Source organism: Rhizobium sp. NPDC090279 (assembly GCF_044769665.1).
GTDB lineage: Bacteria > Pseudomonadota > Alphaproteobacteria > Rhizobiales > Rhizobiaceae > Rhizobium.
Genome location: NZ_JBIVYI010000006.1, coordinates 206,122 through 232,492 on the forward strand (window position 1 = coordinate 206,122; position 26,371 = coordinate 232,492).

Genomic DNA, 26,371 nt, shown 5'->3' on the forward strand with positions numbered 1-26,371 from the left:
GGCTCAAGCCGCTATCTTTGCCGAGACGGGAGTTGATGGCTATAGCCTTTTGACCGGCACACGACGACGACGGCTATGCCTGAGGTCGATGGCCGTGTGCCAGACGATGGTCGCAAAGATGATCGCCCCGCCAACGAAGGTCGCAACCGACGGCACTTCCGAGAAGAACAGCCAGACCCAGAACGGCGTCAATACGATCTCCATCGAGCTGATGAGCGCCGCATCGGCGGCAGGCATCTTTCTCGATCCGAAAAGAAAGAGGACGAAAGCGAGCGCGAAATTCGTCGCTCCGAAAGCGGCAAGCAGAAGCCAGTTTTGCACATCCACCGAGCTTGTCGAGGCAAAGGGCACGAAGATCACAAACGTCAGAAGCCCGCTGATAACACTCGACGGCAAGATCGGGATGCTCGGGTCCATGCGCGGGATGACGATGATGAGGGCGAAGGTGACCGTCATGCCGAGCGCCAGCAGATCGCCGACACCCGTACCGCCGCCGATCGAGGACGCGACGATAACGGCGACGCCGATGAGACAGACGCCGCCTGCAATCAAAGTCCGTTTCGCAACGCGTTCCTTCAGCATGGTCCAGCTGAGAAAAGCGGCGATGAACGGCGCGGTCGCATAGATCATGGTCACGTTTGCGACCGTGGTCGTATAGAGCGCGCCGATGAAGCACGCCTGGCTGATCATCTGACAGGCCAGCATGGCAAGCCCGGCAGGATGAAAGATCGATGCCCATTGCCGCCTGGAAAACCCGCCTTCGAGGAAAAAGCTGGGGATCAGCAGGAACAGACCGCCGAACAGCGATCGCCAGGCGATCGCCGTCCATATGTCCGTGGTCAGAAGGCGTGCGTAGATGCCACTGCAGCTCCACGCAAGCATTGCTGTCGCCACGAGTAGAACGCCCCTCTCATAATCGCTGGCAAAAGCGGAGCGGGCCGGAAACTGGAATGTCATTTATGAGGACTCAAGGACGGAAGCAGAAGGAACGCCTCCTGTGTGCGCCGATATTTGACATCACGCAAACGAATAGTAGAGATAGTAGCTATCAGAAATATTTGTGACCTCCCATGCGCGACCCCATCGAAAGCGACCTGCTGCGGACCTTTCTCGTCATCACCGAGACATCCAATTTTTCAACAGCTGCCCAGAGGATCGGCCGCACCCAATCGGCCGTCAGTGCGCAGATCAAGCGGCTGGAAGATACGATCGGCGAAACGCTCTTCGAAAGAAGCGCGCGAGGAGCTGTTCTCACCCGTGCCGGCATCCAGTTGCTTCCCTACGCCCAGCGCGTGATCGAACTTTTGAACGAAGCGGCGGCGAACATTCGCACCAAGCCGCTGGACGGGCCGGTCCGGATCGGCATTCCGGAGGAATACAGCCAGACCATTCTTCCTGCGGCCTTGGCCGCCTTCGCAGTTCGGCATCCGGCCGTCGAAGTGACCGTCTCCTGCGATTACACGGCACATAACCTCGCCGCATTGGAAAAGGATGAGCTGGACCTGGCCGTCGTTTTCGACTGGAGCAACCAGAGCAAGGGTGAAGTCCTCTGCATCGACCCCACGGTCTGGGTGACATCGCTGGTCCATCGCGTGCATGAGGCGATGCCTTTGCCCATCGCGGTCTATCGCGACTCGACATGGTGTCGCGATTTCGCTCTGAAATCGCTGGAGCAAACCGGGCGGCGTTACCGCATCGCCTTCATTGCCGACACCAGTTCCGGCTTGAAGAACGCCGTTTCCGCCGGACTTGCTGTGACGACGCTTTCGCGCAGCAACATTCCGCATGGCTGCCGAGAACTGACGAGCGACGATGGTTTTCCGCCGGTCGATTCCTCGCGCGTCGTGCTTCGCCGCAACCCCTATCATTCGAGTGAAGCGATCCGCGAGCTGGCGGAAATGGTGCGCGAGGCCTTCCAGCCTATGTCAGCTCTGCTACAGGCATAGCGCGGCGGCGCAACCTGCGGCGCGTGCCGGAGGGACTTTCGGAAAAGCTGGCGCGATAGCTGCGGGAAAAGGCGGATGCCGAATTGAAACCGGTCGCGTCAGCAATCTCGGCAAAGGAGGCCTTCGTTTCGATGACCTTACGCCGTGCCGCATTCAGCCTCAGCGCCAGATAATGCACATGCGGCGGTGCGCCGATGCTCTCCTGGAACAGCGCCTGAAGATGGCGCGCGCTGACGCCGATGCGACGGGCGAGACGCGTAAGCACCAGCGGCTGCTCAATATGATCCTCCATCAGGCGGATGGCTTGCGCGACCCTCGGATCACGCATGCGCAGGCCGGCCGTTGATGGTGAAAGCTCCGCGGCACTCTGGGTGGATGCCGGCTCGTAAATGAATAGGCGGCTGACCTCTAACGCCAGCGAATAGCCCTGCCGCCGCCGGATGATCTCGAGCATCAGATCGACGGTCGGCAGGGAACCGGCGGTGGTGATCCGCTTGCCATCGATCACGTAGCGATCCCTGACGGCACGCACCTGCGGATAGGCGAGCGCAAAATCGTCGTAATCCTCCCAATGGACGGCAGCAGAGACATTGTCGAGCAGGCTCGCCTCGGCAAGCAGCCACGTCCCAGACTCAATGCCTGCGACCATCGAGCGATGGCGCGCGGTCTGCGACAATTGCATTTTTAATGCCGGCGTTGCGCTTCGTCGCCAATTGTAGCTCGCAAGCACGAAAAGCGGCGTCGTATTCGATGTCGGCCGAAAGCTGGAGGAAGCCGGCACCGGGATGAGGCTCGTTGTCTCCGCCGGAGAACCATCCGGCGTGAAGAGACGCCAGCGATAGAGCTCAGCGCCGGAAATGCGATTGGCCCCGCGCAACGGCTCAATCACCGAAGCGATCAAAATCAGGTTCGTCTCCGGAAGGATCAGGAGGTCGATGTCGAGCGTCTCGTTGGCCGATGTCAGCATTCAGCAATCCTTCGATCGTTCCGAAACTGTATCAAACGTTTCCGATAATGCAAAGCACGACAGCGTTTCATGGCTCGTAATGTCTTCAATACGAGGGAGAACAAAAATGCCTCTTGCGATGAATCGCGATGTCTTCATCACCTGTGCCGTGACCGGCGCCGGCGACACGGTTTCGAAATCCAGCCATGTTCCGATCACTCCCAAGCAGATCGCAGACTCCGCGATCGACGCCGCCAAGGCTGGGGCGGCAGTGGTTCACTGCCATGTCCGCGATCCCGAAACAGGCGCCGCCAGCCGCCGCAACGACCTCTACAGGGAGGTCACCGACCGCATCCGCTCGGCCGACGTCGATGTCGTCTTGAACCTGACCGCCGGCATGGGCGGGGACCTCATTTTCGGCGATGTCGAAAGCCCGCTGCCACTGAATGCCAGAGGCACCGACATGGCAGGCGCTTCCGAGCGCGTCAGCCACGTTGCCGAATGCCTGCCAGAAATCTGCACGCTCGATTGCGGCACGATGAACTTCAGTCTCGGCGACTATGTGATGACCAACACGCCCTCGATGCTGAGGGCGATGGCGAAGAAGATGACCGAACTCGGCGTGCGTCCGGAAATCGAGGCCTTCGACACCGGTCATCTCTGGTTCGCCAAGCAGCTTGCCGAGGAGGGTCTCATTGAGGACCCGGTTCTCATCCAGCTCTGCATGGGCATCCCCTGGGGGGCGCCCGATGACCTCAACACCTTCATGGCGATGGTCAATAACGTTCCCAACAGCTGGACCTTCTCGGCCTTTTCCATCGGCCGCAACGCCATGGCCTATCCGGCAGCTGCGATCCTTGCCGGCGGCAATGTCCGCGTCGGTCTGGAAGACAATCTCTATGCCGGAAAGGGCATGCTCGCGACCAACGCCCAGCTTGTCGAAAAGGCGGTGCAGGTGGTCGAAGGCATGGGCGCGCGCATCATCGGGCCTGAAGACGTCCGCAAGAAACTGAAACTGACGAAGCGCTGAGGCATCGATGACGAAGATCAACAAGGCAGCCTGCATCGGCGGCGGCGTCATCGGCGGCGGATGGATCGCCCGTTTCCTGCTGGCGGGCATCGATGTCGATGTCTACGATCCGCATCCGGAGGCGAAGCGCATCGTCGGCGAAGTTCTTGATAACGCCGAAAAAGCCTATGCGATGCTGACAGGCGCACCGCTTCCGCCGCGCGGCAGGCTCACATTCAAGGACACGCTGCAGGAGGCTGTCGGCAATGCCGACTGGATTCAGGAAAGCGTGCCCGAACGGCTGGACCTCAAGCGCAATGTGCTGACGCAGATCGACGCCGCAACCCGGCCGGATGCCCTGATCGGCTCATCCACTTCTGGGCTTCTGCCCACCGACCTGCAGCGCGACATGCGCCATCCCGAACGCCTCTTCGTCGCTCATCCCTATAATCCGGTTTATCTCTTGCCGCTGGTCGAGATCGTCGGCGGCGAAAAGACCAGCCCTGCCACAATCCAGGCGGCAATGGAACGACTGCCGCCGATCGGCATGAAGGGCGTGCATATCGCCAAGGAGATCGAGGCCTTCGTCGGCGACCGCCTGCTGGAGGCCCTCTGGCGCGAGGCGCTATGGCTTATCAAGGACGATATCTGCACCGTCGAGACGCTTGACGATGTCATCCGCTATTCCTTCGGCCTGCGCTGGGCGCAGATGGGCCTGTTCCAGACCTATCGCATCGCCGGCGGCGAAGCGGGCATGCGGCACTTCCTGGCGCAATTCGGTCCGGCCTTGCAGTGGAACTGGACGAAGCTGATGGACGTCGTCGATCTCGACGATGCCCTCGTCGAAAAGATCGGCCAGCAGTCGGACGACCAGGCGGATGGCCTGTCGATCCGCGAACTCGAGCGCATCCGCGACGAAAATCTCGTCGGCATCCTGCAGAGCCTGAAGGGAAGCCATGGTGGCAAAGGCTGGGGCGCCGGCAAGTTACTCAAGGATTTCGAACAAAGTCTCTGGGCGGCAGGCGGCGGCGAAAAGCAGCCGCAGGACGTCACAAGGCCGCTGCGCCTCATCGACACAAAGGTCAGCCCGGCATGGGTCGACTATAACGGCCATATGACCGAGCATCGTTATCTGCAGGTGTTCGGCGACACGTCGGATGCTCTACTGCGCCTGATCAGTGTCGATCTCGACTATGTCGAGCGCGGCCATAGCTACTATACGGTCGAGACCCATATCCGCCACCTCGGCGAAGCCAAACTCGGACAGGCCATCCATTCGACCTGCCAGATCCTTGGATCTGACGAAAAACGGCTGCATGTCTTCCATGCGCTGCACGAGAGCGCGAGCGGCGACGTGATCGCCACGGCGGAACAGATGCTGCTGCATGTCGATGCGAAAGCAGGCAGAGCCGTTGCAGCACCGGAGGAGGTGCTGGCAAAGCTGAGGCCTATTTCTGCCGCGCACGCGGCCTTCACCATGCCGGAGGGAGCCGGCCGTCATGTGGGACAAAAACGCTAGGGGGAAGCAATCGTGAATTTCGGACTCAGCGAAGAACAGGAGATGATCGTCAGGACGGTCAGGGACTTCGTCGAGACGGAGATTTATCCGCACGAGAACGAGGTCGAGCGCACTGGCATCGTGCCGGCGGAACTTGGGCAGGATATCAAGCGCAAATGCATCGAGCTCGGCTTCTATGCCTGCGGCTTTCCCGAGGAGATCGGCGGCGCCGGTCTCGATCATCTCACCTTCACGCTCGTCGAACGCGAGCTAGGCCGTGGCTCGATGGGCCTCACCGTGTTCTTCGGCCGCCCCTCGGGTATTCTGATGGCCTGCGAGGGCGAGCAGCGCGAACGTTATCTCCTCCCAGCCGTGCGCGGCGAACGTGTCGATGCACTTGCCATCACCGAACCGGACGCAGGTTCCGACATGCGCGGCATGAAATGCGCGGCGCGGCAGGACGGTGATGACTTTGTGCTCAATGGCACCAAGCACTTCATCTCGCACGCCGATGTCGCCGATTTCGTCATCGTCTTTGCCGCTACCGGCGAAGAGGAGACTGCAAAAGGCATCAAGAAGAAGATCACTGCCTTCCTCGTCGACCGCGGGACACCCGGCTTCGAGATTCTCAAGGGCTATGACTCGATCTCGCACCGCGGTTACCACAACTGCATCCTGAACTTCACCGATTGTCGCCTGCCGAAATCGCAGGTGCTCAGCGAGGTGCATCGCGGCTTCGATCTCGCCAATGATTGGCTGTACGGAACGCGCCTGACGGTCGCTGCGACCTGCGTCGGGCGCGCTCGCCGCGTCTTCGACCTGGCGCTGCCTTATGCCGCCGAGCGCAAGCAGTTCGGCAAGCCGATCGGCGCCAATCAGGGCGTGTCCTTCAAGCTTGCCGACATGATCACCGAGATCGACGCGGCCGACCTCCTGACGCTGTCCGCCGCCTGGAAACTCGATGCCGGCATTCCAGCCAATCGTGAGATCGCTTCGGCCAAGCTCTACGCCTCGGAAATGCTCGCACGCGTCACCGACGAGGCGATCCAGATCTTCGGCGGCATGGGGCTGATGGACGACCTGCCGCTGGCACGCTTCTGGCGTGATGCCCGCGTCGAGCGCATCTGGGACGGTACTTCGGAAATCCAGCGGCATATCATCAGCCGCGACCTGCTTCGGCCGTTCGGAGCATGACGACATGACGCAACGCCCGCTCGATCGCCTCATCAGACCCAGAACGATCGCCGTCTTTGGCGGTCGCGAGGCGCGGCGGGTCATCGAGCAATGCGATCTCATGGGATTTGCCGGCGAGATCTGGCCGGTACATCCGACATTGGAAAGCGCGCTTGGCCGCCGCTGCTATCGGTCGGTTGCCGAACTGCCTGACGCGCCGGATGCCGCCTTCGTCGGCGTCAACCGGACGCTGACTATCGAAATCATCAGCAATCTCGCAGCCAGAGGAGCCGGCGGCGCCGTCTGCTATGCCTCGGGTTTCAGCGAAGCGGTAGCGGAACTGGCGGACGGGGCCGAATTGCAGCAAGCGCTTGTCGCAGTTGCCGGCGTCATGCCGATCGTCGGTCCCAACTGCTACGGCATGATCAACGGCCTCGACGGCGCCCTGCTGTGGCCGGACCAACATGGGATTATCCGCACCGAGCGTGGCGTTGCGATCCTCACCCAATCCTCCAATATCGCCATCAATCTCAGCATGCAGAGGCGCGGTCTGCCAATCAGCTACCTGATGACGGCCGGCAATCAGGCACAGACCAGTCTGTCGGATCTTGCCTATGCCGTTCTCGACGATCCTCGTGTCACGGCAGTCGGTCTGCACATCGAAGGTTTCGGTGATATCAGGGCGCTGGAAGCGCTCGCCATACGCGCCCGAGAACTGAAGAAGCCCGTCGTCGCACTGAAGGTCGGAAAGTCCGAGCAGGCCCAACGCGCCACCGTCTCGCATACGGCATCCCTTGCCGGCAGTGACGCGGTTGCCGACGCCGTTCTCGATCGCCTCGGCATCGGGCGGGTGACGACATTGCCGGAGCTGATCGAGGCATTGAAGCTGCTGCATGTCGCAGGCCCGCTCGAAAGCAACGCGATCTCCTCGATGAGCTGCTCAGGCGGCGAAGCCTCGCTGATGGCCGATGCAGCCGTCGGACGAAATGTCGAATTTCGCGCCCTGAAGGAAGACCAGCTGCCTGCCCTCCGCGCAAGCCTCGGCCAGATGGTGACGCTTTCGAATCCGCTCGATTACCACACCTTCGTCTGGGGCGATCTGGCACGGCAGACGGAAGCTTTCAGTGCGATGTTCTCAGGCGGTTATGCCCTCAATCTGCTTGTGCTCGATTTCCCGCGCGATGATCGCTGCGACGGCGCCGACTGGATGGTCACCGTTTCAGCCGTGGCCGCGGCCGCCAAGCAAACCGGTGCCCGCGCCGGCATTCTGGCGACGCTGCCCGAAAACATGCCGGAGACCATCGCGCAGCAACTGATCGAAGCCGGCATCGTGCCGCTCTGTGGTATCAGCGAGGCGCTGGTAGCGGCTGATATTGCCTGCAGCATCTCCCGCGCATGGAAAAGACCGTCACCATTGCCGCTCCTCAGCGCGCCGGCCCAGGCGGGTGAAATGGAAACCCTGAGCGAGGCTGCAGCCAAAGCGGAGCTTGCAGCCTCGGGCCTCGCAGTGCCGCGCGGCAAGACCGCTGCTACCGCAAGCGAGGCGGCCGACTGCGCAGAACAACTCGGTTTCCCTGTCGCGCTCAAGGCACTTGGCGTCGAGCACAAATCCGATGTCGGTGCGGTCAAGCTCAACCTATGGGATAGAAACGCCGTCAGAGATGCCGCCGAAGGCATGGGCCATGTTGCGCATGGATTTCTTGTCGAACGCATGATCGATCGTCCACTTGTGGAGCTGATCGTCGGAGCGGTTCGCGATCCCGTCGTCGGCCTGACCCTCACAATCGGCGCCGGCGGAATCCTCGTGGAATTGCTTGATGATTCCGTCATTTTGCCGCTTCCCGTAACGAAAGCCGAGGTCGTGGACCGGATTTCGCGGCTGAAGGTCCGCAAATTGATCGAAGGCTATCGTGGCAATCCAGGCAGCAGCCTCGAAATCGTTGCCGATGCCGTCGTATCAGCGGCAGAATATGTCGTAATGAACGCCGCGCGGCTTGAAGAACTGGACATTAATCCATTGATGGTCCTACCAGAATCTCGCGGTGTCATTGCTGCGGATGCTCTCATTCGGCGAAGGAGGTAGCAGAAGTTGCAAGACCCCATTCGAACCCGATGCATAGACGGCATCCTCGAGGTCGTTATCGACCGGCCGAAGGCGAATTCCATCGATCTGGCAACCAGCCGCAAGATGGGGCTGATCTTCCGCGACTTCCGCGACAATCCGGATCTACGTGTCGCCATCGTCACCGGCACAGGCGAGAAATTCTTTTCCGCCGGCTGGGATTTGAAGGCTGCGGCTGATGGTGACGCCGTCGACGGCGATTATGGTGTCGGCGGCTTCGGCGGCCTGCAGGAGCTGCGCGATCTCAACAAGCCGGTTATCTGCGCCGTCAACGGCATCTGTTGCGGCGGCGGGTTGGAAATAGCCCTTTCCGCCGATCTCATCATCGCCGCCGCCCACGCAACCTTTGCTCTGCCTGAGATCCGTTCGGGCACCGTTGCTGATGCGGCATCGATCAAATTGCCGAAGCGCATCCCCTATCACATCGCCATGGACATGCTGCTGACCGGCCGCTGGCTGAATGTAGAGGAAGCGCATCGCTGGGGTTTCGTCAACGAGATCGTCCTGGCCGACAGGCTGATGGACAGAGCATGGGAACTTGCCCGGCTTCTCGCAAGCGGGCCGTCGCTCGTCTATGCGGCGATCAAGGAAATCGTTCGAGAGGCTGAGGGCACGACGTTTCAGACTGCCATGAACAAGATCACCAAACGGCAGTTTGCGACCGTCGATGTCCTTTATTCGAGCGAGGATCAATTGGAAGGCGCACGGGCTTTCGCGGAGAAGCGAGCCCCAATCTGGAAAGGAAAGTGAAGGGCGGCGGCAACCGCTGGATTTTCCCACATGATCGCGAGCAACAGGCTTCAGGCGGAAGAGGAACCGGGACTTGAAGTGGCTTGCTCGGGAGTTTTGTCAACACGGCAAGAAGAAGGAACAGGGGAATGAACGACTATACGAAATATCTGACAAGCCGCGTTACTGCGGGCGGGCTTAACCGCCGCGAATTCATGGGACGCGCAATGGCAGCCGGCGTCACTTTGGCGCTCGCCGACAAACTCTTTACCGAAAGTGCAATGGCGGCCGAGCCGAAGCGCGGTGGTCATCTGAAGCTTGGCCTGGAAGGTGGCGCTGCGACCGATTCCAAGGACCCGGCGAAATTCCTGTCTCAGGTCATGTTCTGCATCGGCCGCTGCTGGGGCGACATGCTGGTGGAATCCCACCCGCTGACGGGTGCCGCCGTTCCGTCGCTTGCCGAATCCTGGGAACCGTCGAAGGACGCCGCCACCTGGACCTTCAAGATCCGCAAGGGCGTGAAGTTCCACAACGGCAAGGATCTGACGATCGACGACGTAGTCGCCACGCTCAAGCGCCATACGGACGCAAAATCGGAATCCGGCGCGCTCGGCGTCGTGAAGTCGATCAAGGAGATCAAGGCCGACGGCGACAACCTCGTCCTGACGCTGACCGAAGGCAACGCCGACATGCCGTTGCTCCTGACCGACTACCACCTCGTCATCCAGCCGAATGGCGGCTATGACGATCCGCTCGCTTCGATCGGCACCGGCCCCTACAAGCAGGTCAGCTTCGAGCCGGGCGTACGCGCGACCTTCGAGCGCAACAAGGACGACTGGCGCACGGATCGCGGCTTTGTCGACAGCGTCGAGATCATCACTATGAACGATGCGACGGCGCGTATTGCGGCGCTATCGTCCGGTCAGGTCCACTACATCAACCGCGTCGACCCGAAGACCGTGGATCTTCTGAAGCGCGCACCGACTGTCGATATCCTGTCTACCGCCGGTCGCGGTCACTACGTCTTCATCATGCATTGCAACACAGCGCCGTTCGACAACAACGACCTGCGCATGGCGTTGAAATACGCCATGGACCGCGAAACCATGGTCAAGAAGATCCTCGGCGGCTACGGCAAGGTCGGCAACGATTTCCCGATCAACAGCACCTATGCCCTCTTCCCCGAAGGCATCGAGCAGCGTGCCTATGATCCGGACAAGGCAGCCTTCCATTACAAAAAGTCCGGCCACAGCGGCTCGGTACTGTTGCGCACGTCCGAAGTCGCCTTCCCCGGCGCCGTCGATGCGGCCGTCCTCTACCAGGAAAGCTGCAAGAAGGCCGGGATCAACATCGAGGTCAAGCGCGAGCCGGGTGATGGCTACTGGACCAACGTCTGGAACGTCCAGCCCTTCTCCACCTCCTACTGGGGGGGACGGCCGACGCAGGACCAGATGTATTCCACCGCCTATCTGTCGACGGCGGACTGGAACGACACGCGCTTCAAGCGTCCGGACTTCGACAAGCTTCTGCTTCAGGCCCGCTCCGAGCTGGACGAGACCAAGCGCAAGGAGCTCTATCGCGCCATGGCAATGATGGTGCGCGACGAAGGCGGCGTCATCCTGCCGATGTTCAACGATTTCGTGAACGCCTCCACCAAGAAGGTGAAGGGCTACGTCCACGATATCGGCAACGACATGTCGAACGGCTACGTCGCGACCCGCGTCTGGCTCGACGCTTAATGCCGGAAGCCGGGCGATAACGCCCTCATCCCTGACGAAGCCGGGACCGCGGAAGCCTTTCGCGGTCCTCCCGACGTTTAAGCGCGAGGCATCGGCCATGTCCAATTCACCCCCCGGAACCGTTCTGCCCGGGCTGAGGTTCAAGCAGCGTTTTCCGCTGCTGTCCCTCATTATCGAGCGTTGTGTGCTCAGCATCATCCTGCTGTTTGCAGTCTCCATCCTGATCTTCGGCGGGCTTGAAGCCCTGCCTGGCGACTTTGCCACCACCTATCTCGGCCAGTCGGCAACGCCGCAGGCCGTCGCCAACATCCGCGAGGAACTCGGCCTCAACCGGCCGGTCGTCACCCGCTATGTCGAATGGCTCGGCAATGCCGTTAAGGGCGACTTCGGCACCTCCTGGGCCAGCAAGAACTCCGTCAGCGAGCAGATTGGCAAGCGGCTCGGCAATTCCCTGTTTCTGGCCGGTTTTGCCGCGTTGATCTCGGTGCCGCTCGCCGTCTCCCTGGGCATGCTGGCCGTCCATTACAGGAACCGCTTGCCCGACAAGATCATCAATGTCATTTCGCTGGCGGCAATCTCGCTGCCGGAATTCTTCATCGGCTATCTCCTCATCATGTTCTTTTCCGTCAAATTCGGCGTCGCGACCTTTCCGGCGACAGTCTATGACGGCATGGGTTTCATCGATCGGCTGCAGGCGATCGCCTTGCCCACGGCAACGCTGGTTCTGGTCGTGCTTGCGCATATGATGCGCATGACGCGAGCAGCCATCCTTTCCGTGATGTCGTCGGCCTATATGGAAACGGCCGAGCTGAAGGGGTTGTCCGCCTTCCGTGCCATCGTCAAGCACGCCGCTCCCAATGCGCTGGCGCCGATCATCAACGTCATCGCGCTCAACCTCGCCTACCTCATCGTCGGCGTCGTCGTCGTCGAAGTGGTCTTCGTCTATCCCGGCATGGGCCAGTATATGGTCGACGCTGTGACTGTGCGCGACATGCCTGTCGTCCAGGCGTGCGGGCTGATCTTCGCCGCCGTCTACATCTTCCTCAACATGACAGCCGATATTCTGGCGATCGTCGCCAACCCGCGCCTGAGGCATCCGCGATGAGATTGAGAGATATCCCCATCACCGCCTGGATCGGCATCATCGGCATTCTGCTTGCCTTCATCTGCGCGATCTTCGCTCCCTGGATCGCCCCTTATGGCGAAACCGAAGTCGTCGGCAACGTCTGGCAGCCAGCCGATGCCCAATATTTCTTCGGCCTCGACAATCTCGGCCGCGATATCCTGTCGCGTCTGATCTATGGCACCCGCACGACGCTATTCGTCGCGCTCGCTGCAACGATCATCTCCTTCTCGCTCGGCATCATCCTGAGCTTCACCGCCGCCGTCTCGCGCGGATTGATCGACACGGTCTTTTCGCGCTTCAATGACCTGATGATGTCGATCCCGACGCTGATCTTCGCGCTGGTGGTGTTGGCGGTGCTGCCGCAGAACCTGATCGTGCTGATCCTCGTCATGGCCATCCTCGATTCCACTCGCGTCTATCGTCTCGGCCGTGCCGTCGCGCTCGACGTCGCGGTCATGGAGTTCGTGGAAGCGGCCAAGCTGCGCGGCGAAGGCAAGATCTGGATCATCTTCCGCGAGATCCTGCCGAATACGCTGTCGCCGCTGCTGGCGGAATTCGGGCTGCGCTTTGCCTTCTCGATCCTGTTCCTCTCGACCCTCTCCTTCCTCGGCCTCGGCATTCAGCCACCGGCGGCCGACTGGGGCGGCATGGTCAAGGACAACAAGGACGGGATCATCTTCGGCATCTCCGCCGCGCTCGTGCCGGGCTCCGCCATCGCGGCGCTCGCAATCTGTGTCAATCTGGTGGTCGACTGGCTCTTGCGGCGCACCTCCAGCCTCAAGGGAGGGCGTGGCGATGCCTGAGCTTCTTTCCGTTCGCGACCTCAAGATCGAGGCAACCAGCTATCCGCCGGGCGAACTGCCAAAACGCGTCACCATCGTCGATGGCGTCTCCTTCGATCTCCAGAAGGGCAAGGTGCTCGGGCTGATCGGCGAGTCGGGCGCCGGCAAGTCCACCATCGGTCTTTCCGCCCTCGCCTACGGTCGTGGCGGCGCCGAGATCACCGGCGGCCAGGTGCTGCTCGACAGTGTCGACATCCTGCCGCTTGGCAAATCCGGCATCCGCAGAATTCGCGGAGCGCGGGTCTGCTACGTCGCGCAATCGGCGGCCGCCGCCTTCAATCCGGCGCATCGGCTGGGCGATCAAGTGATCGAAGCGACCGTGAAACACGGTCTGATGACGAAGGAGCAAGCCAGAAAGCGGGCGCTTTATCTCTTTCAGGTGCTTGGCCTACCCAACCCGGAAACATTCGGCGAGCGCTATCCGCATCAGGTCTCGGGCGGCCAGCTGCAGCGCGCCATGACCGCCATGGCGCTCTGCTCCAATCCGGAACTGATCGTCTTCGACGAGCCGACAACCGCGCTCGATGTCACCACGCAGATCGATGTGCTGGCGGCGATCAAGCACGCCATCGAGGAGACCCACACGGCCGCGCTCTACATCACCCATGACCTCGCCGTCGTCGCCCAGATTTCCGACGACATCATGGTGCTGCGATACGGCAAAACGGTGGAATATGGCAGCGTCCAGCAGATCATCGAGGAACCGCGGCAGGATTATACCCGCGCCCTCGTCAACGTGCGCCAGGAGGCTCGAGCCGAAGCCGTCGATCAGGCGAGCGCGCTCCTCAAAGTAGAGAACATCAGCGCGCAATACTCGAATGGTTTCAAAGTATTGCACGATGTTTCTCTACATGTTCCCAAAGGGCAGACGCTGGCGGTCGTCGGCGAATCCGGCTCCGGCAAATCGACGCTTGCCCGCGTCATCACCGGCCTGCTGCCGCCAAGCGACGGGCAGATCTCCTTCGACGGCAAGCCGCTGACGCCGGCCCTGAAAAACCGCTCGCGGGAGGAACTGCGTCGCATCCAGCTGATCTACCAGATGGCCGACACCGCCATGAACCCGCGCCAGACCGTGCGCGATATCATCGGCCGACCGCTAACCTTCTATGACGGCCTGCATGGCGCGGCGAAGACGGCGCGGGTGAAGGAACTGCTGGATCAGATCGAAATGGGCAACGGCTTCATCGATCGCTACCCGGCCGAGCTTTCCGGCGGCCAGAAGCAGCGCGTCGCTATCGCCCGTGCGCTCGCGGCCAAGCCGGAACTCATCCTCTGCGACGAGCCGACATCGGCGCTCGATCCGCTGGTGGCCGAAGGCATCCTGAAATTGCTCTTGAAGCTGCAGGAGGAGGCGCATCTCTCCTATGTCTTCATCACCCACGATATCGCCATCGTGCGGGCCATCGCCGATAGCGTCGCGGTGATGCATCGCGGCAAGCTCGTTCGCTTCGGTCCGAAATCAGAGGCGCTGTCGCCACCCTTCGACGATTACACCGACCTGCTTCTGAAATCCGTGCCTGAAATGGAGATCGGCTGGCTGGAGCGCGTGCTGACGACGCGGAAGATGGAGAGTGCCGGAAATTGAAGGCTCAGCGGATAAGGCGTTTGCCGAGTTCGCGAGCCAATGCGCTGGCATTGCGCCCAACGATCATGCTCTGGTGATTACCGGAAACGTCGACCCAATCGGCATGAACAAGAAGTTTCCCCCAGATGGACTTCGGATCGCAATCGACCGGAGAGCCTTGAAGGCTACGATAGAACGTTAGCTCCCCCTCGTAGCGACTTGGCTTGTAAAGACCTTTCATGCGCAGGAGTTGTCTGGCCGCCGCATCATATTGCGGGGGATATTCCCCCATCCATTGCGGCGCCAGCTCCGGATAATAGGATGCGTGTGGGTCAGCATAGCGGAAAGAGAGAGGCTTCAACTTTCTCGCAAGGTATTCTCGCCGCTCGATAACCGGCCGTCGGTTAGGCTTTGCCCGCTCCCGGCCGCGTGCGGGATGACTGGTTCTCGTCAGGTTCCTTTTTCTGCTCCGGGCTCTCCTCCAGCGTTGCCACATGAATTCCCCCCAGATTTTCAGTGGCCACTCCTGCTCGCCTAACGGCGTATCGAGCATCCCGAGGAACGCAACCTCTTGCTCCTGCGCCCTCAGGGCACGAGCCAGCTCCAAAGCAAAAACACCGCCGAAAGAATAGCCCAGCAATCGATAAGGCGCTCCTATCCCCGCGGCTTGCAACGCGCTCAGTGTGCTTTCAACCTCATCCTGTACCGTTGCCGGATATTGACGATCACGGTTGAAGTCCGTCAACGCAACGCCGAGGATCGGTCCTGGAAAGCTGATTTCCTTGATGAGTTGCTGCATTTCCAGGAAGCAGCTTGCTCCGCCGGCAAATAGCAGCAACGGCGCGGCACCCTCTCCACCTCGGAGCTCTATGATTTTCGGCGAGACTGAGAGGTCTTCATGATTGGAAATTGCAAGGCCGAGGGCATCAAGGGTGCGATGACGATAGAATACATTGACATCCAGCTCCTCCCCGGTTTCGTTCCACAAGCGCTTGATGAAATTCAAGACCCGGTTGACTGAAACAGCATCGGGGATGTCTGCGTCGCGTCCCAAGTCAATCTTTGCTTCTTGGCGAAGCAGATCGCTGACGTAGGTACACAGGCTGGAATCTGCATCCGTTCTCGCAGAGAAAAGCATTTAAGCGCCCTCGAATGTCAAAGCATGCGTCACCAACGTGATGATGGGCCGTATTCTTATAAAGTGACCCTTAATATATTCTGTAAAGGCACAACTTTTTCTTGTATTTGAGAGTTCTCAATACTCCGCCGGCACCGCATAGACCTCTGCGGATGGATCGGCGAGAAACGAGCGCACCGTCGGCGGCAGCTGGCGGGACGACAGCGGCAGAGGGCCGCAGCGCGAGAGGAGCTCACGCAGGTCGGGCTCGGCGCCGACATGCCGCCAGATCATCCGCGACGCATAGGGAAGGTTTTCCCTTCGCCAGGAGACCCCCATGGTCGTTCCGCGCAAATAGACGCGCTGGTGCTCGTCGAACGGCAGCAGGATCGTCTGCGACAACATGGAATTCGGGCCGATGACACGCTCCGTAATGAAGATCCGGTTCCTGTAAAACGCCGCTAAGCCCACATATTTTGAAAATTGCTGGATGCCGTTTCCAGGGTCCCGCAGGCGCTCCATCGATTTGACATGCACCAGCCCATCCTGCTCGACGAGCCGACTGCAGGAACAGACGATCATCCCTGGCCAGGACGGCGAGCGATGGTAGGTCTGGAAATACCCGATATGGCGCCTCAGAGCGGTCAGATTTCCGGGAAAGGCCTTCAGGAGTTCGGAACTTTCATTGAGGCCGAGAGCCGGTTTGCGAAGGCGCTCACGAAAGAGCTTGGGTGCGAGGAGAAAGTCGGCCGAGTCGAGATCGAAATACTTGGCGATGCGCGCCAGATTATGGGCGGACGGCCGCGTCTGGCCGTTGATGTATCGGTTAAATTGCTGCCGGTTGATATCAATTGCACGGCACAGATGCGAAATGGAACGCTGGGTGGCGCAGGCAATCTTTAGGTTCTCGACCAGGTGAGGCATCGGTAGCTCCGTCTTGGAAGGACTAGCGTAAACTCGCTTAAAATCGCGTCAAGTCGCGAAATTGCGTGAGCTGTCCCGGCCTCTACGTTCCCACCTACAAAATGGAAAACGAGGGAACTGTCATGACGCATGAAAAGGATCAATCTTCGCAGCTGAAAATCGGCCGCCGCCATTTCCTCGGCGGGGCTGCCGCACTTGGCGCTTTGCCGGCCCTCGCCTCCGGCCTCCTGACGCCGCGCGATGCCCGCGCACAGGAAGCAAAGCGCGGTGGTCATCTGAAGCTCGGCCTCAAGGGCGGCGCCACCAGCGATGCGCTCGACCCGGCGACCTATAGCGCCTCCGTGTTGTTCGTCATCGGCCGCCTCTGGGGGGACACCCTAGTCGAATCCGATCCCAAGACCGGCGCTCCCTTGCCGTCGCTGGCATCCTCCTGGACGCCGTCGGCGGACGCTTCCGTCTGGACCTTCAAGATCCGAAGCGATGTGCAGTTTCACGACGGCAGCAAGATGACCGTCGCCGATATCATCGCGACATTGAAACGGCACGCGGACAAAAATTCGCAGTCGGGCGCTCTTGGGCTCATGGCCTCGATTACAGGCATCGAGGAAAAGGCGGGCGATCTTGTCCTGACGCTCTCGGAGGGCAATGCGGATCTGCCTCTGCTTCTGACCGACTACCATCTGATCATCCAGCCCAAGGGCGGCGTCGAAAAGCCGGCGGCGGCCATCGGCACCGGTCCTTACATTCTGAAAAGCTTTGAACCCGGCGTTCGCGCCACCTTTGAGAAGAACCCGAAGGATTGGCGCTCAGACCGCGGCTTTGTCGACAGCGTCGAAATACTCGTCATCAACGACAACACCGCCCGCATTGCGGCGCTCGCATCCGGTCAGGTGCATTTCGTCAACAATGTCGACCCGAAGACGGTCCCGATGCTGCAGCGGGCACCGACCGTCGATATCGTCCGGAATGCCGGCAAGGGCTTCTACTGCTTTCTGATGCATTGCGATACGGCACCTTTCGACAATGCCGATCTTCGGCTCGCGCTGAAATATGCCATCGATCGCCAGTCGATCCTGGACAAGGTTCTGGGCGGCTATGGAGCGATCGGCAACGACTATCCGGTCAACTCCAACTACGCTCTCGCCCCGACCGATATCGAGCAGCGGCCTTACGATCCGGACAAGGCCGCCTTCCACTTCAAGAAATCGGGCCTTGATCGTCCGGTTCAGTTGCTTACATCCGATGCAGCCTTTCCGGGCGCCGTGGATGCGGCGATCCTGTTCCAGCAAAGCGCAAGCAAGGCAGGGATCACGATCGACGTGAAGCGCGAACCGGAAGACGGCTACTGGACCAATGTCTGGAACAAGCAGCCCTTCTGCGCCTCCTTCTGGGGTGGCCGCCCGACGCAGGATTCCCGCTACTCCACATCCTATCTGTCGACTGCCGAGTGGAACGACACACGCTTCAAGCGCCCTGACTTCGACAAGCTGGTACTGCAGGCTAGGTCGGAACTCGATGACGCCAAGCGCAAGGTGCTTTATCGACAGCTGGCGCTGATGGTGCGAGACGATGGCGGTCTGATCCTGCCCGTCTTCAACGACTACATCATGGCGTCTTCGAAAACGCTGAAGGGATATGTCGACGACATCGGCAACGATTTGTCCAACGGCTACATCGGTAGCCGCGTGTGGTTTAATGCCTAAGCCTCTTCGGGATATATATGATCATGACTGAGCGCAGCTTCACCACCATCGAAAACCAGTGGATCACCCTGAAGGACGGAACGCGGCTTGCCGCGCGCATCTGGATGCCTGACGGCGCGGAGAGCGATCCCGTGCCGGCGGTCTTCGAGTTCCTGCCCTACCGCAAGCGCGATGGCACCAGTCCCCGCGATGAATCCACCTATCCGGTCTTTGCCGCGGCCGGTATCGCCGGCGTGCGCGTGGATATCAGAGGCTCCGGAGAATCCAGCGGCATCATCGACGGGGAATATACCGAGCTGGAGCTTGCCAATGCCTGCGAGCTGATCGCCTGGATTGCGGCGCAACCCTGGTCGAACGGCTCGGTCGGTATGATGGGGATTTCCTGGGGCGGCTTCAACTGCCTGCAGGTCGCGGCCCTGAAGCCTCCGGCACTGAAGGCGGTGATATCGATCGCCTCCACGGTCGACCGCTATAATGACGACATCCACTACAAGAACGGCTGCCATCTCTCCGCCCAGCTCTCCTGGGCGGCGACCATGCTCGGCTATCAATCGCGCTCGCCCGATCCGGCCATCGTCGGCGACGATTGGCGGGATATGTGGCTGGAGCGCCTAGAGCAGGAACCCTTCTTCATGGAGGAATGGCTTCAGCATCAGCGCCGTGACGATTTCTGGCGGCATGGTTCGATCTGCGAGGATTTCGCCGGCTTCGATATCCCGGCCATCGTCATCGCCGGCTGGGCGGACGGCTATCGCAACACGCCGCTGCTGGCGGTCGAAGGGCTCGGGGATAAGGCGAAGGCGTTGATCGGCCCGTGGGTTCACAAATACCCGCATTTCGCCTGGCCGAAGCCGCGCGCCGATTTCCACGGAGAGGCCATCAGCTGGTGGAACCACTGGCTGCGCGGCGAGAAAAACGGCGCGGAATCCTTGCCGTCCGTGCGCGCTTATATTCTCGATGCAGCCAAACCCGCAAAGCGCCGCGATTTCGATCCCGGTTTCTGGATCGCCAAACATGAATGGCAGCAGCCGGACATGCAGTGCTTCTATGTCGAACAGTTCGGCACATTGATGGAAGGCATGCCGATCCCGCATGCGCCGGAACATCCGGTCTATCTGCGCTCGCCGCTCGACACGGGCACCGCCTCGGGCGAATGGTTCACCCTGAAGCCGGATGCGGAAATGGCGATTGATCAGCGTATCGACGACGCCGGGTCGCTGACCTTCCAGACCGCGCCACTGGTCGAGGACCACGATTATCTCGGCCGTCCAGTCGTCACACTGACGCTTCGATGCGATGCCGAAACAGCCAATCTCTGCGCCAGGCTCGTCGACATCCATCCGGACGGCACGGCGACGCGCGTCTCCTTCGGCGTGCTCAATCTCGCCCATCGCAATGGCAATGCCGAGCCGGAACCGATGAGCAAGGGCGAGCTGACGACCGTCACCCTGACGCTCGACGCCTGCGGCTATCGCTTCCGCAAGGGGCATCGCATCCGTCTGTCGCTCTCGACGGCCTACTGGCCGATGGTCCTGCCGCCGCCGGAAGATCCGGGGCTGACGATCGATATCGCGTCGATCGGATTTGCTCTGCCGCAGCTCGGCGCCCATGAACGCATCGACATCAAACAGCCCGATAATCCCGATCCGCTGCCGAAATATATCGAACATGCGCCGGGCGCGACGAAGCGGCAGGTGGTGCGCGATCTCTCGGCCGGCGTCACCCGCTATGAAATCCATGAGGATACCGGCCTTTCCGAACATCCAGGCACCGGCCTTTCCACTCGGCAGCTGCGCGAGGAAACCTGGTCGATCGCGCCGAACGATCCGCTGTCGATGAGCGGTATCTCGACATGGACCTGCGACATGCGGCGCCCCGGCTGGTTCGTGCGCACGGTCGCCACATCGCGCATTTCCTGCACGGCAAAGGACTGGGTCATCAGCGCCTCGGTCACTGCCTATGAGGGCGAAACGCAGATCTTCGAGAAGACATTCGAAGAGAAGCACGTCGCACGCGACCTGATGTAGTCAGCGGGCATCAGCAAATCGGCTTGCCGCCGCGCATATGGCGGCAAAGCCGGCACGCGCACCTTCGCTCATATGCCGTGCCCGAAGCCAGGCATGTACCATTTGCGGTTCCTCGCGAAACCAGACTTCGACGCCCGCCTGTGCAAGACGCGCCGCATAGTTGCGGCCGTCGTCGCGCAGCGGATCGTAATGCGCCACAGTGATGAAAGTTGGCGGAAAACCCTGAACCGAAGACAGCGCAAGCGGTCCCGAGACCGGATCACCTTCCGGCGCCTGCAAAATCCTGCGGTAATAGGCAACGTCCGCCGTTGTCAGGCCCGGCGCATCGGCCATCTCCTGATACGAACCGGAGACGAGATCGCCACCAAGTGCGGGGTAGATCAGAATCTGGCCGACAATTCCCGAAAGATTCTCTGCCTTTGCGCGCACCACTAGCCCAGCCGCCAGATTGCCGCCGGCACTGTCGCCGACCACCACCACCGACTTCTTCTCGGCGAGCAATTGCTTGAGGACGCCGAAACAGTCATCCGTCTGTACCGGCCAGCGATACTCCGGCGCAAGCCGGTAGTCGACGGAGATCAACTCCGCACCGGCATGATCGGCAATCTCGGCGCAGATGGCATGATGGCTGTCGAGCGAGCCGACGACGAAACCGCCGCCGTGGAGATAGAGCAGCATCGTTGCCGTGCGGATATTGGCAGGCCTGTAACGCCGGATCGGGATCGTTCCGGCGACGAACCCGTCGCTCGTTTCCATACCTTCGGGCAAGGGCCGATCGAAGCGGGCGCACAACGCGTCATACCATTGACGCTGTTGCGTGATGGAGGCCGTCACCGCATCCGGCGGGTAAAAGGAATCGCAGATGTCCATGAACTGCAAGATGCCTGCCTCGCTCGGCATGGGACGCTCAGCGGAAACCATCGGATATCCTCGATTCGCATAGATCGTCCGAGAATAACAAGTAATTGCAATCGAATGCTTATCTGCCTACGGCCGCCGCCGCCGCGATGGCGACATCCGACAGATCGCGGCCGGCTCAGTCCGCGGCAAATACGCTGCTCGACGGCAAGGAAAAGCCCGTCGGCATCTGCATGCAATGGGCATTGGACCAAGTAAGCGCCGCAAGCGCGAGTGCCGCGCCAATCACAAGCCGAATCATGAGCTCTTTTCCGTCCCCGTTTGACACGGCCCGCGAGGTCAAAATGCCTCGCCGGCCGAGCGTTTCGTTTAGTAGACCTGTGCCGTCGGGCGAAACAGGATCTCGTTGATATCGACGTCTTGCGGCTGACTTATGGCGAAAGCCACGGTGCTGGCAAATGCCTCGGGCGATATGGCCCGTTCATAGACCTCGCCCATACGCGCCGCGACATCCGGATCGGTAATCGTATCGGGCAGCTCGGTTGCGACCGCGCCAGGTGAGATGATCGTCGTACGGATGTTGTGAGGCTTTACCTCCTGACGCAGACCCTCGGACAGTGCCCGCACGGCATGTTTCGTCGCAGAGTAGACGGCGCCACCCGGCCCGACCTTATGTCCGGCCACCGAGGCGACATTGATGATATGTCCGCTCTTCTGCTCCTTCATGTAAGGAAGAACAGCGGCAATGCCGTAGAGCACACCCTTGATATTGACGTCGATCATCCGCTCCCATTCCTCGACGTGAAGGCGTTCCAGCATCGAGCTCGGCATGAGTCCGGCATTGTTGATCAATACATCAATGCGGCCATTCTGCCTGACAGCGTGGTCCACCAGCGCCTTGACCTGTGCGCGATCCGTAACATCCGTCTGGACGACGGCGTCCTCGCTCAGCGAAAGCTCCTTCGCGAGCGCCCGTAGTCGATTGATGCGCCGCGCGCCTAAAACGAGCTTGGCGCCATCCTTGACAAGACGGCGGGCGGCCGCTTCGCCGAGGCCGCTGCTCGCGCCGGTGATGACAATGACCTTATCCTTGATACCTTCCACCATCGTCTTTGCCCTCATTTTCCCTGATATTGCTCGTCCGTCACATGCTCCATCCAATCCACCAACTTGCCGTTGAGGTGTTCATGGATGGCGATATGGGTCATGGCTGTCGTCGGCGAGGCGCCGTGCCAGTGCTTCTCGCCCGGCTCGAACCAGACGACGTCTCCGGGGCGGATCTCCTCAATCGGGCCGCCTTCGCGCTGAACCAGACCGAAGCCAGCGGTGACGATCAAAGTCTGGCCGAGCGGATGGGTGTGCCACGCAGTCCTCGCGCCGGGTTCAAATGTGACACTGCCGGCGGCGGCGCGGCGCGCGTCATTGGCGGCAAAGACCGGATCGATGCGTACGGTGCCGGTGAACCAGTCCGAAGAACCTTTGCCCGAAGGCTGCGTCCCGTTCCTCTTGATATCCATGATAACATTCCTTCTTGCGATGAGCCGCAATGGCTCGACTGTATGAGGCTAATCTAGCCCGCAATTTTCAGAGCAGTAGTGGGTCACACTCGCATAGACTTATAAACCGGAACGATAAATGCCGCTTCTCGCTGCAGCTGGCCGAAACATCGGAACGCCTGCCGACGCTGCATGTAAGCCTCTCAGGCCTTGCAAGCGCTATGTTACTCGTTCATTCCATGATAAGAGCATCGCCCGACATATGAGGAGTACTCATAGATGCTGCGCGAAAACGTCAACGATCTCCTGTTTTTCCTCGCTGTTGCCAGAGAGCGGAGCTTTACAAGGGCAGCCGCCCAGCTTGGCGTTTCGCAATCCGCGCTCAGCCATACCATGCGGCAACTCGAGGAGCGAATGGGCGTCAGGCTTTTGACGCGCACGACGAGAAGCGTCAGCCCGACGCCGGCCGGAGAGCGTCTGCTGCAATCGCTGACGCCGCGCTTCCAGGAAATAGAGGCCGAACTCCTCGCCGTCACCGAACTGCGCGAAAAGCCCGCCGGCACCATCCGGATCACGGCGGTCGATTATGCGGTCGATACCTACATCTGGCCGAAGCTTGCCCGCGTGCTGAAGGATTATCCCGACATCCATGTCGAGATCATCAACGACTACGGCCTGACCGATATCGTCGCGGAGCGCTTCGATGCCGGCGTTCGCCTGGGTCAGACGGTCGCCAATGGCATGATCGCCGTGCGCATCGCGCCCGACGAACCATTTGCCGTCATCGGCTCTCCGTCCTACTTCGAGGGATACAACAGACCAGTCGTCCCCCAGGACCTGACTGCCCACAAATGCATCAACCTCCGGCTCCCGACCCATGGCGGCAATTATGTCTGGGAATTCGAAAAGGATAGCGAAGAGCTGCGGGTGCGCGTGGACGGCCAGATCACGTTCAACGGTATCAGGCAGGTGCTGTCCGCCGCCGTAGATGGCTATGGTTTGGCCTATGCGCCCTATGGCCTGGTGCGGCCGCACATAGAAAGCGGTCGTCTCATCCGCGTGCTGGAGGACTGGTGTCCGCCGTGGACGGGCTACCATCTCTATTATCCGAGTCGCCGCCAACCATCCTCGGCCTTTGCCGTGGTGCTGGAGGCGCTGCGCTATCGCGGCTGATGGCGGGACTTACGACACCATCAGCGCACGGATGCTGCGATCCGCCGATTGCAGCAGTTCGAAAGCTTCGTAGCGCCGCTCGTGCAACGTCTTGATGGCACCATCGGCCGGCTCGAACTGCTTCGCCAGTCGCGACATGGTCGCCATGACTTCCACGAGAGAGCCGTAGTGTCCACCGGCCGTAGCGCCGAGCATGGCGGCACCGAGAAGAACGGGCTCCTCCGTATCGGCGACGGCGACCGGCCGACCGGTCGTATCCGCCAGAAGTTGACGCACAAGGCCACTCTGGGCAGCACCGCCGCTCGCGATGATGAGATCGCAGGCGATACCATCCTGCGCCAGTTTTTCAAGCAATTGCCTGAGGCCGTAGCCGATGCCGCAAAGGCCGGCGACGTAAAGAGCGATCAGATCGTCAATGCCGGTTTCCAGCCCGAGACCGGAGATGACAGCACGAGCATCCGGATCGGCATAGGGCGACCGGTTGCCGAGGAATTCGGGAACGACCTGGATGGATTGTGCAAGCTTCGCGGCATCGGACGCATTCCTGCTCGCCTGCATGGCCTGCCGGTCGAGCCAGGCGACCAGAGACAGACCTTCAACCTCGGCCTTTCGGCGAGCTTCATCGGCAGCCGGATGCATGGTGACGAGATGGTCTATCGCCGCCCCCGCTGCAGATTGGCCGCCTTCGGTCAGCCAGAGACCCGGCACCATGGCCGAAAAATACGGACCCCAGACGCCATCGACGAACACGGCCCCTTCGCTCGACGCCATCGAGCAGGCCGAGGTGCCGAAGATATAGGCGAGCCGGTTCCTGACATCGGCCCTTCCATCCGGCCCCTGCCCGCCCAGCGTCCCGACGCCGCCGGCATGAGCATCGATCAGCGATGCACCGACGGGCGTACCAATCATAAGGCCAAGATCGCGCGCGGCAGCTTCGTTCAAACCTTCACCAAGCGCAGTCCCCGGCTCGACGATCTCGGTGCCGATCCGCACAAAGCCTTCGTCGGCCAGTTCGCCGAGGCCGATATCCTTGAAATATTGCGCGTCCCAGCGCTTCTCATGGGCGAGATAGGTCCACTTGCACGTCACGGTGCACACGGATCTCTGCAGCGAACCGGTCGCGCGCCAGGTCAGATAATCGGCAAGATCGAAGAAATGGTCGGCTGTCGCGAAGGATTGCGGCAGGTTTCGCTTCAGCCACAGCAGCTTCGGCGTTTCCATTTCGGGCGAGATGCGACCGCCGACATAACGTAATACGGCATGGTCTCCGGCGTTGATCTCCGCCGCCTCGCCGGCCGCGCGATGGTCCATCCAGACGATAATGTTGCGATCGGCGTCACCCGATGGCCCCATTGCCACGGGCTGCCCGTCCGCCTTGACGGCAACGAGCGAGCAAGTCGCATCGAAGCCGATACCGGCGACATCACCGGCCGCGATCTTCGCCGCTGCGATGGCCTCTTTGACGCTGTCGCAAACGGCCTTCCATATCTGCTCGCCGGACTGCTCGACGATGCTGCCGGCCTCGTGCCAGATGGTGATCTGCCGCTTGGCTGCGGCGAGCAGATGACCTTTCGCATCAAAGACGCCAGCGCGGGCACTGCCGGTTCCGACATCGATGCCGATGAAATAAGATGCCGTCATCAGAGATCCGTACTCAAAGGCAGGATCACCAGATCCCGAATTACAATGTTGCGTGGTCTCGATAGCATGAAGACGACCGCCTCCGCCACTTCCGTCGCCTCCATGAGGCCGCCTGCGGCAATCGCCTCATCGAGCTTTGCCTGCGGCCAGTCGCTGATCAGCGCCGTCACCACCGGCCCCGGCGCCACCGCACCGACACGGATGCCATGCTTGGCGACCTGGCGCCGCACCGTATGCGTGAAGGCCTGGATGGCGTGCTTGGAGGCTGTATAGATCGGCTCCCAGACCACGGGCACCAAGCCGGCAATCGAGCTTGTCATGATGATGTCGCCCGTCTTGCGCTCGATCATGTGCGGCAGCACCATCCGGACAGAACGGAAGGCCGCATTGATATTGAGATCGAGCATCCGGTCCCAGGCATCGGGATCGCCTTCGGCAACCTCGCCGCCGATATAGGCGCCGGCATTGGCGTGGAAGATGTCGAGCTTGCCGAACTTGCCAAGGATCTGCGGCATCATGGTTGCGACGCTCTCGGGTTTCAGAAGATCGACAACGACAGGAAAGGCGTTCGGCCCCAACTCGGCGCAAAGGCTTTTCAGGCTGTCTTCGGCCCGGTCGACGAGGGCGACACTGGCACCCTCGTTCAATAGCGATCTGGCGCATTCCAGGCCAATTCCAGACGCAGCCCCGGTGATGGCGGCGACTTTGCCGGCAAAATCCTGTCTCATAACAATCCTT

22 protein-coding genes are annotated in these 26,371 nt (G+C 60.8%); 13 read left to right on the forward strand and 9 right to left on the reverse strand.

Annotated features, from left to right (window positions below; all coding sequences use genetic code 11):
- Nucleotides 1-39 precede the first annotated feature (39 nt).
- Nucleotides 40-957: a DMT family transporter gene (locus tag ACIQWP_RS16715; RefSeq protein ID WP_402789124.1), complete on the reverse strand. Its 918-nt coding sequence runs from the start codon at nucleotides 955-957 to the stop codon at nucleotides 40-42.
- A 113-nt stretch (nucleotides 958-1,070) separates the two neighbouring features.
- On the opposite strand from ACIQWP_RS16715, the gene ACIQWP_RS16720 reads away from it, so the two are divergent.
- Nucleotides 1,071-1,946, forward strand: a complete 876-nt coding sequence (locus tag ACIQWP_RS16720; protein ID WP_402789127.1) for a LysR substrate-binding domain-containing protein — start codon at nucleotides 1,071-1,073, stop codon at nucleotides 1,944-1,946.
- On the opposite strand, the gene ACIQWP_RS16725 is transcribed toward ACIQWP_RS16720, so the two are convergent.
- Nucleotides 1,921-2,913, reverse strand: coding sequence for a GlxA family transcriptional regulator (locus ACIQWP_RS16725; protein ID WP_402789130.1), 993 nt, complete (start codon nucleotides 2,911-2,913; stop codon nucleotides 1,921-1,923). The genes ACIQWP_RS16720 and ACIQWP_RS16725 overlap by 26 nt on opposite strands.
- A gap of 106 nt (nucleotides 2,914-3,019) precedes the next feature.
- Here ACIQWP_RS16725 and ACIQWP_RS16730 point away from each other — a divergent pair, with 106 nt between their 5' ends.
- From ACIQWP_RS16730 to ACIQWP_RS16770, 9 genes are all read left to right on the forward strand, one after another.
- Entirely contained in the window at nucleotides 3,020-3,922 is a 903-nt protein-coding gene (locus ACIQWP_RS16730; RefSeq protein ID WP_402789133.1) for a 3-keto-5-aminohexanoate cleavage protein, read from the forward strand.
- 7 nt (nucleotides 3,923-3,929) lie between these two features.
- A complete protein-coding gene (locus ACIQWP_RS16735) occupies nucleotides 3,930-5,420 on the forward strand; it encodes a carnitine 3-dehydrogenase (RefSeq protein ID WP_402789136.1) in 1,491 nt (496 codons plus the stop codon).
- A 12-nt stretch (nucleotides 5,421-5,432) separates the two neighbouring features.
- A complete protein-coding gene (locus ACIQWP_RS16740; RefSeq protein ID WP_402789139.1) occupies nucleotides 5,433-6,593 on the forward strand; it encodes an acyl-CoA dehydrogenase family protein in 1,161 nt (386 codons plus the stop codon).
- 4 nt (nucleotides 6,594-6,597) lie between these two features.
- Nucleotides 6,598-8,655: an acetate--CoA ligase family protein gene (locus ACIQWP_RS16745; protein WP_402789141.1), complete on the forward strand. Its 2,058-nt coding sequence runs from the start codon at nucleotides 6,598-6,600 to the stop codon at nucleotides 8,653-8,655.
- A 6-nt stretch (nucleotides 8,656-8,661) separates the two neighbouring features.
- Nucleotides 8,662-9,444, forward strand: a complete 783-nt coding sequence (locus ACIQWP_RS16750) for a carnitinyl-CoA dehydratase (RefSeq protein WP_402789143.1) — start codon at nucleotides 8,662-8,664, stop codon at nucleotides 9,442-9,444.
- A 128-nt stretch (nucleotides 9,445-9,572) separates the two neighbouring features.
- The gene (locus tag ACIQWP_RS16755) at nucleotides 9,573-11,162 is read left to right on the forward strand and encodes an ABC transporter substrate-binding protein (protein WP_402789146.1); all 1,590 of its coding nucleotides are present in this window, start codon (nucleotides 9,573-9,575) and stop codon (nucleotides 11,160-11,162) included.
- A gap of 97 nt (nucleotides 11,163-11,259) precedes the next feature.
- Nucleotides 11,260-12,267 (forward strand): ABC transporter permease, encoded by a 1,008-nt coding sequence (locus tag ACIQWP_RS16760; RefSeq protein WP_402789149.1) that lies wholly within the window; start codon nucleotides 11,260-11,262, stop codon nucleotides 12,265-12,267.
- Complete coding sequence (locus tag ACIQWP_RS16765) at nucleotides 12,264-13,091, forward strand: ABC transporter permease (protein ID WP_402789152.1); 828 nt, start codon at nucleotides 12,264-12,266, stop codon at nucleotides 13,089-13,091. The genes ACIQWP_RS16760 and ACIQWP_RS16765 overlap by 4 nt, the downstream gene beginning before the upstream one ends.
- On the forward strand, nucleotides 13,084-14,715 hold the full coding sequence (locus ACIQWP_RS16770; RefSeq protein ID WP_402789155.1) for an ABC transporter ATP-binding protein: 1,632 nt from the start codon (nucleotides 13,084-13,086) through the stop codon (nucleotides 14,713-14,715). Before ACIQWP_RS16765 ends, ACIQWP_RS16770 begins: the two co-directional genes overlap by 8 nt.
- Nucleotides 14,716-14,719: 4 nt before the next feature.
- On the opposite strand, the gene ACIQWP_RS16775 is transcribed toward ACIQWP_RS16770, so the two are convergent.
- Both ACIQWP_RS16775 and ACIQWP_RS16780 read right to left on the reverse strand, forming a co-directional pair.
- Nucleotides 14,720-15,832, reverse strand: a complete 1,113-nt coding sequence (locus tag ACIQWP_RS16775; protein ID WP_402789158.1) for a thioesterase domain-containing protein — start codon at nucleotides 15,830-15,832, stop codon at nucleotides 14,720-14,722.
- A 117-nt stretch (nucleotides 15,833-15,949) separates the two neighbouring features.
- On the reverse strand, nucleotides 15,950-16,735 hold the full coding sequence (locus tag ACIQWP_RS16780) for a helix-turn-helix domain-containing protein (protein WP_402789161.1): 786 nt from the start codon (nucleotides 16,733-16,735) through the stop codon (nucleotides 15,950-15,952).
- Between the two features lie 122 nt (nucleotides 16,736-16,857).
- Here ACIQWP_RS16780 and ACIQWP_RS16785 point away from each other — a divergent pair, with 122 nt between their 5' ends.
- The gene (locus tag ACIQWP_RS16785) at nucleotides 16,858-18,438 is read left to right on the forward strand and encodes an ABC transporter substrate-binding protein (RefSeq protein ID WP_402789164.1); all 1,581 of its coding nucleotides are present in this window, start codon (nucleotides 16,858-16,860) and stop codon (nucleotides 18,436-18,438) included.
- 23 nt (nucleotides 18,439-18,461) lie between these two features.
- On the forward strand, nucleotides 18,462-20,465 hold the full coding sequence (locus ACIQWP_RS16790; RefSeq protein ID WP_402789167.1) for a CocE/NonD family hydrolase: 2,004 nt from the start codon (nucleotides 18,462-18,464) through the stop codon (nucleotides 20,463-20,465).
- Here ACIQWP_RS16790 and ACIQWP_RS16795 read toward each other — a convergent pair whose 3' ends face one another.
- From ACIQWP_RS16795 to ACIQWP_RS16805, 3 genes are all read right to left on the reverse strand, one after another.
- Nucleotides 20,466-21,386, reverse strand: coding sequence for an alpha/beta hydrolase (locus tag ACIQWP_RS16795; RefSeq protein WP_402789170.1), 921 nt, complete (start codon nucleotides 21,384-21,386; stop codon nucleotides 20,466-20,468).
- Nucleotides 21,387-21,692: 306 nt separating this feature from the next.
- Nucleotides 21,693-22,430: an SDR family oxidoreductase gene (locus ACIQWP_RS16800; RefSeq protein ID WP_402789883.1), complete on the reverse strand. Its 738-nt coding sequence runs from the start codon at nucleotides 22,428-22,430 to the stop codon at nucleotides 21,693-21,695.
- Nucleotides 22,431-22,441: 11 nt separating this feature from the next.
- Nucleotides 22,442-22,840 carry a cupin domain-containing protein gene (locus ACIQWP_RS16805; RefSeq protein ID WP_402789173.1) on the reverse strand — a complete coding sequence of 133 codons (399 nt, stop codon included), beginning with the start codon at nucleotides 22,838-22,840 and terminating at the stop codon, nucleotides 22,442-22,444.
- A gap of 258 nt (nucleotides 22,841-23,098) precedes the next feature.
- On the opposite strand from ACIQWP_RS16805, the gene ACIQWP_RS16810 reads away from it, so the two are divergent.
- Entirely contained in the window at nucleotides 23,099-23,992 is an 894-nt protein-coding gene (locus tag ACIQWP_RS16810) for a LysR family transcriptional regulator (RefSeq protein ID WP_402789175.1), read from the forward strand.
- 9 nt (nucleotides 23,993-24,001) lie between these two features.
- Here the strand turns inward: ACIQWP_RS16810 and ACIQWP_RS16815 are convergent, their stop codons facing one another.
- Nucleotides 24,002-25,633, reverse strand: a complete 1,632-nt coding sequence (locus tag ACIQWP_RS16815; RefSeq protein ID WP_402789178.1) for an FGGY-family carbohydrate kinase — start codon at nucleotides 25,631-25,633, stop codon at nucleotides 24,002-24,004.
- Nucleotides 25,633-26,361, reverse strand: coding sequence for an SDR family oxidoreductase (locus ACIQWP_RS16820; protein ID WP_402789181.1), 729 nt, complete (start codon nucleotides 26,359-26,361; stop codon nucleotides 25,633-25,635). Before ACIQWP_RS16820 ends, ACIQWP_RS16815 begins: the two co-directional genes overlap by 1 nt.
- Between the last annotated feature and the right edge of the window lie 10 nt (nucleotides 26,362-26,371).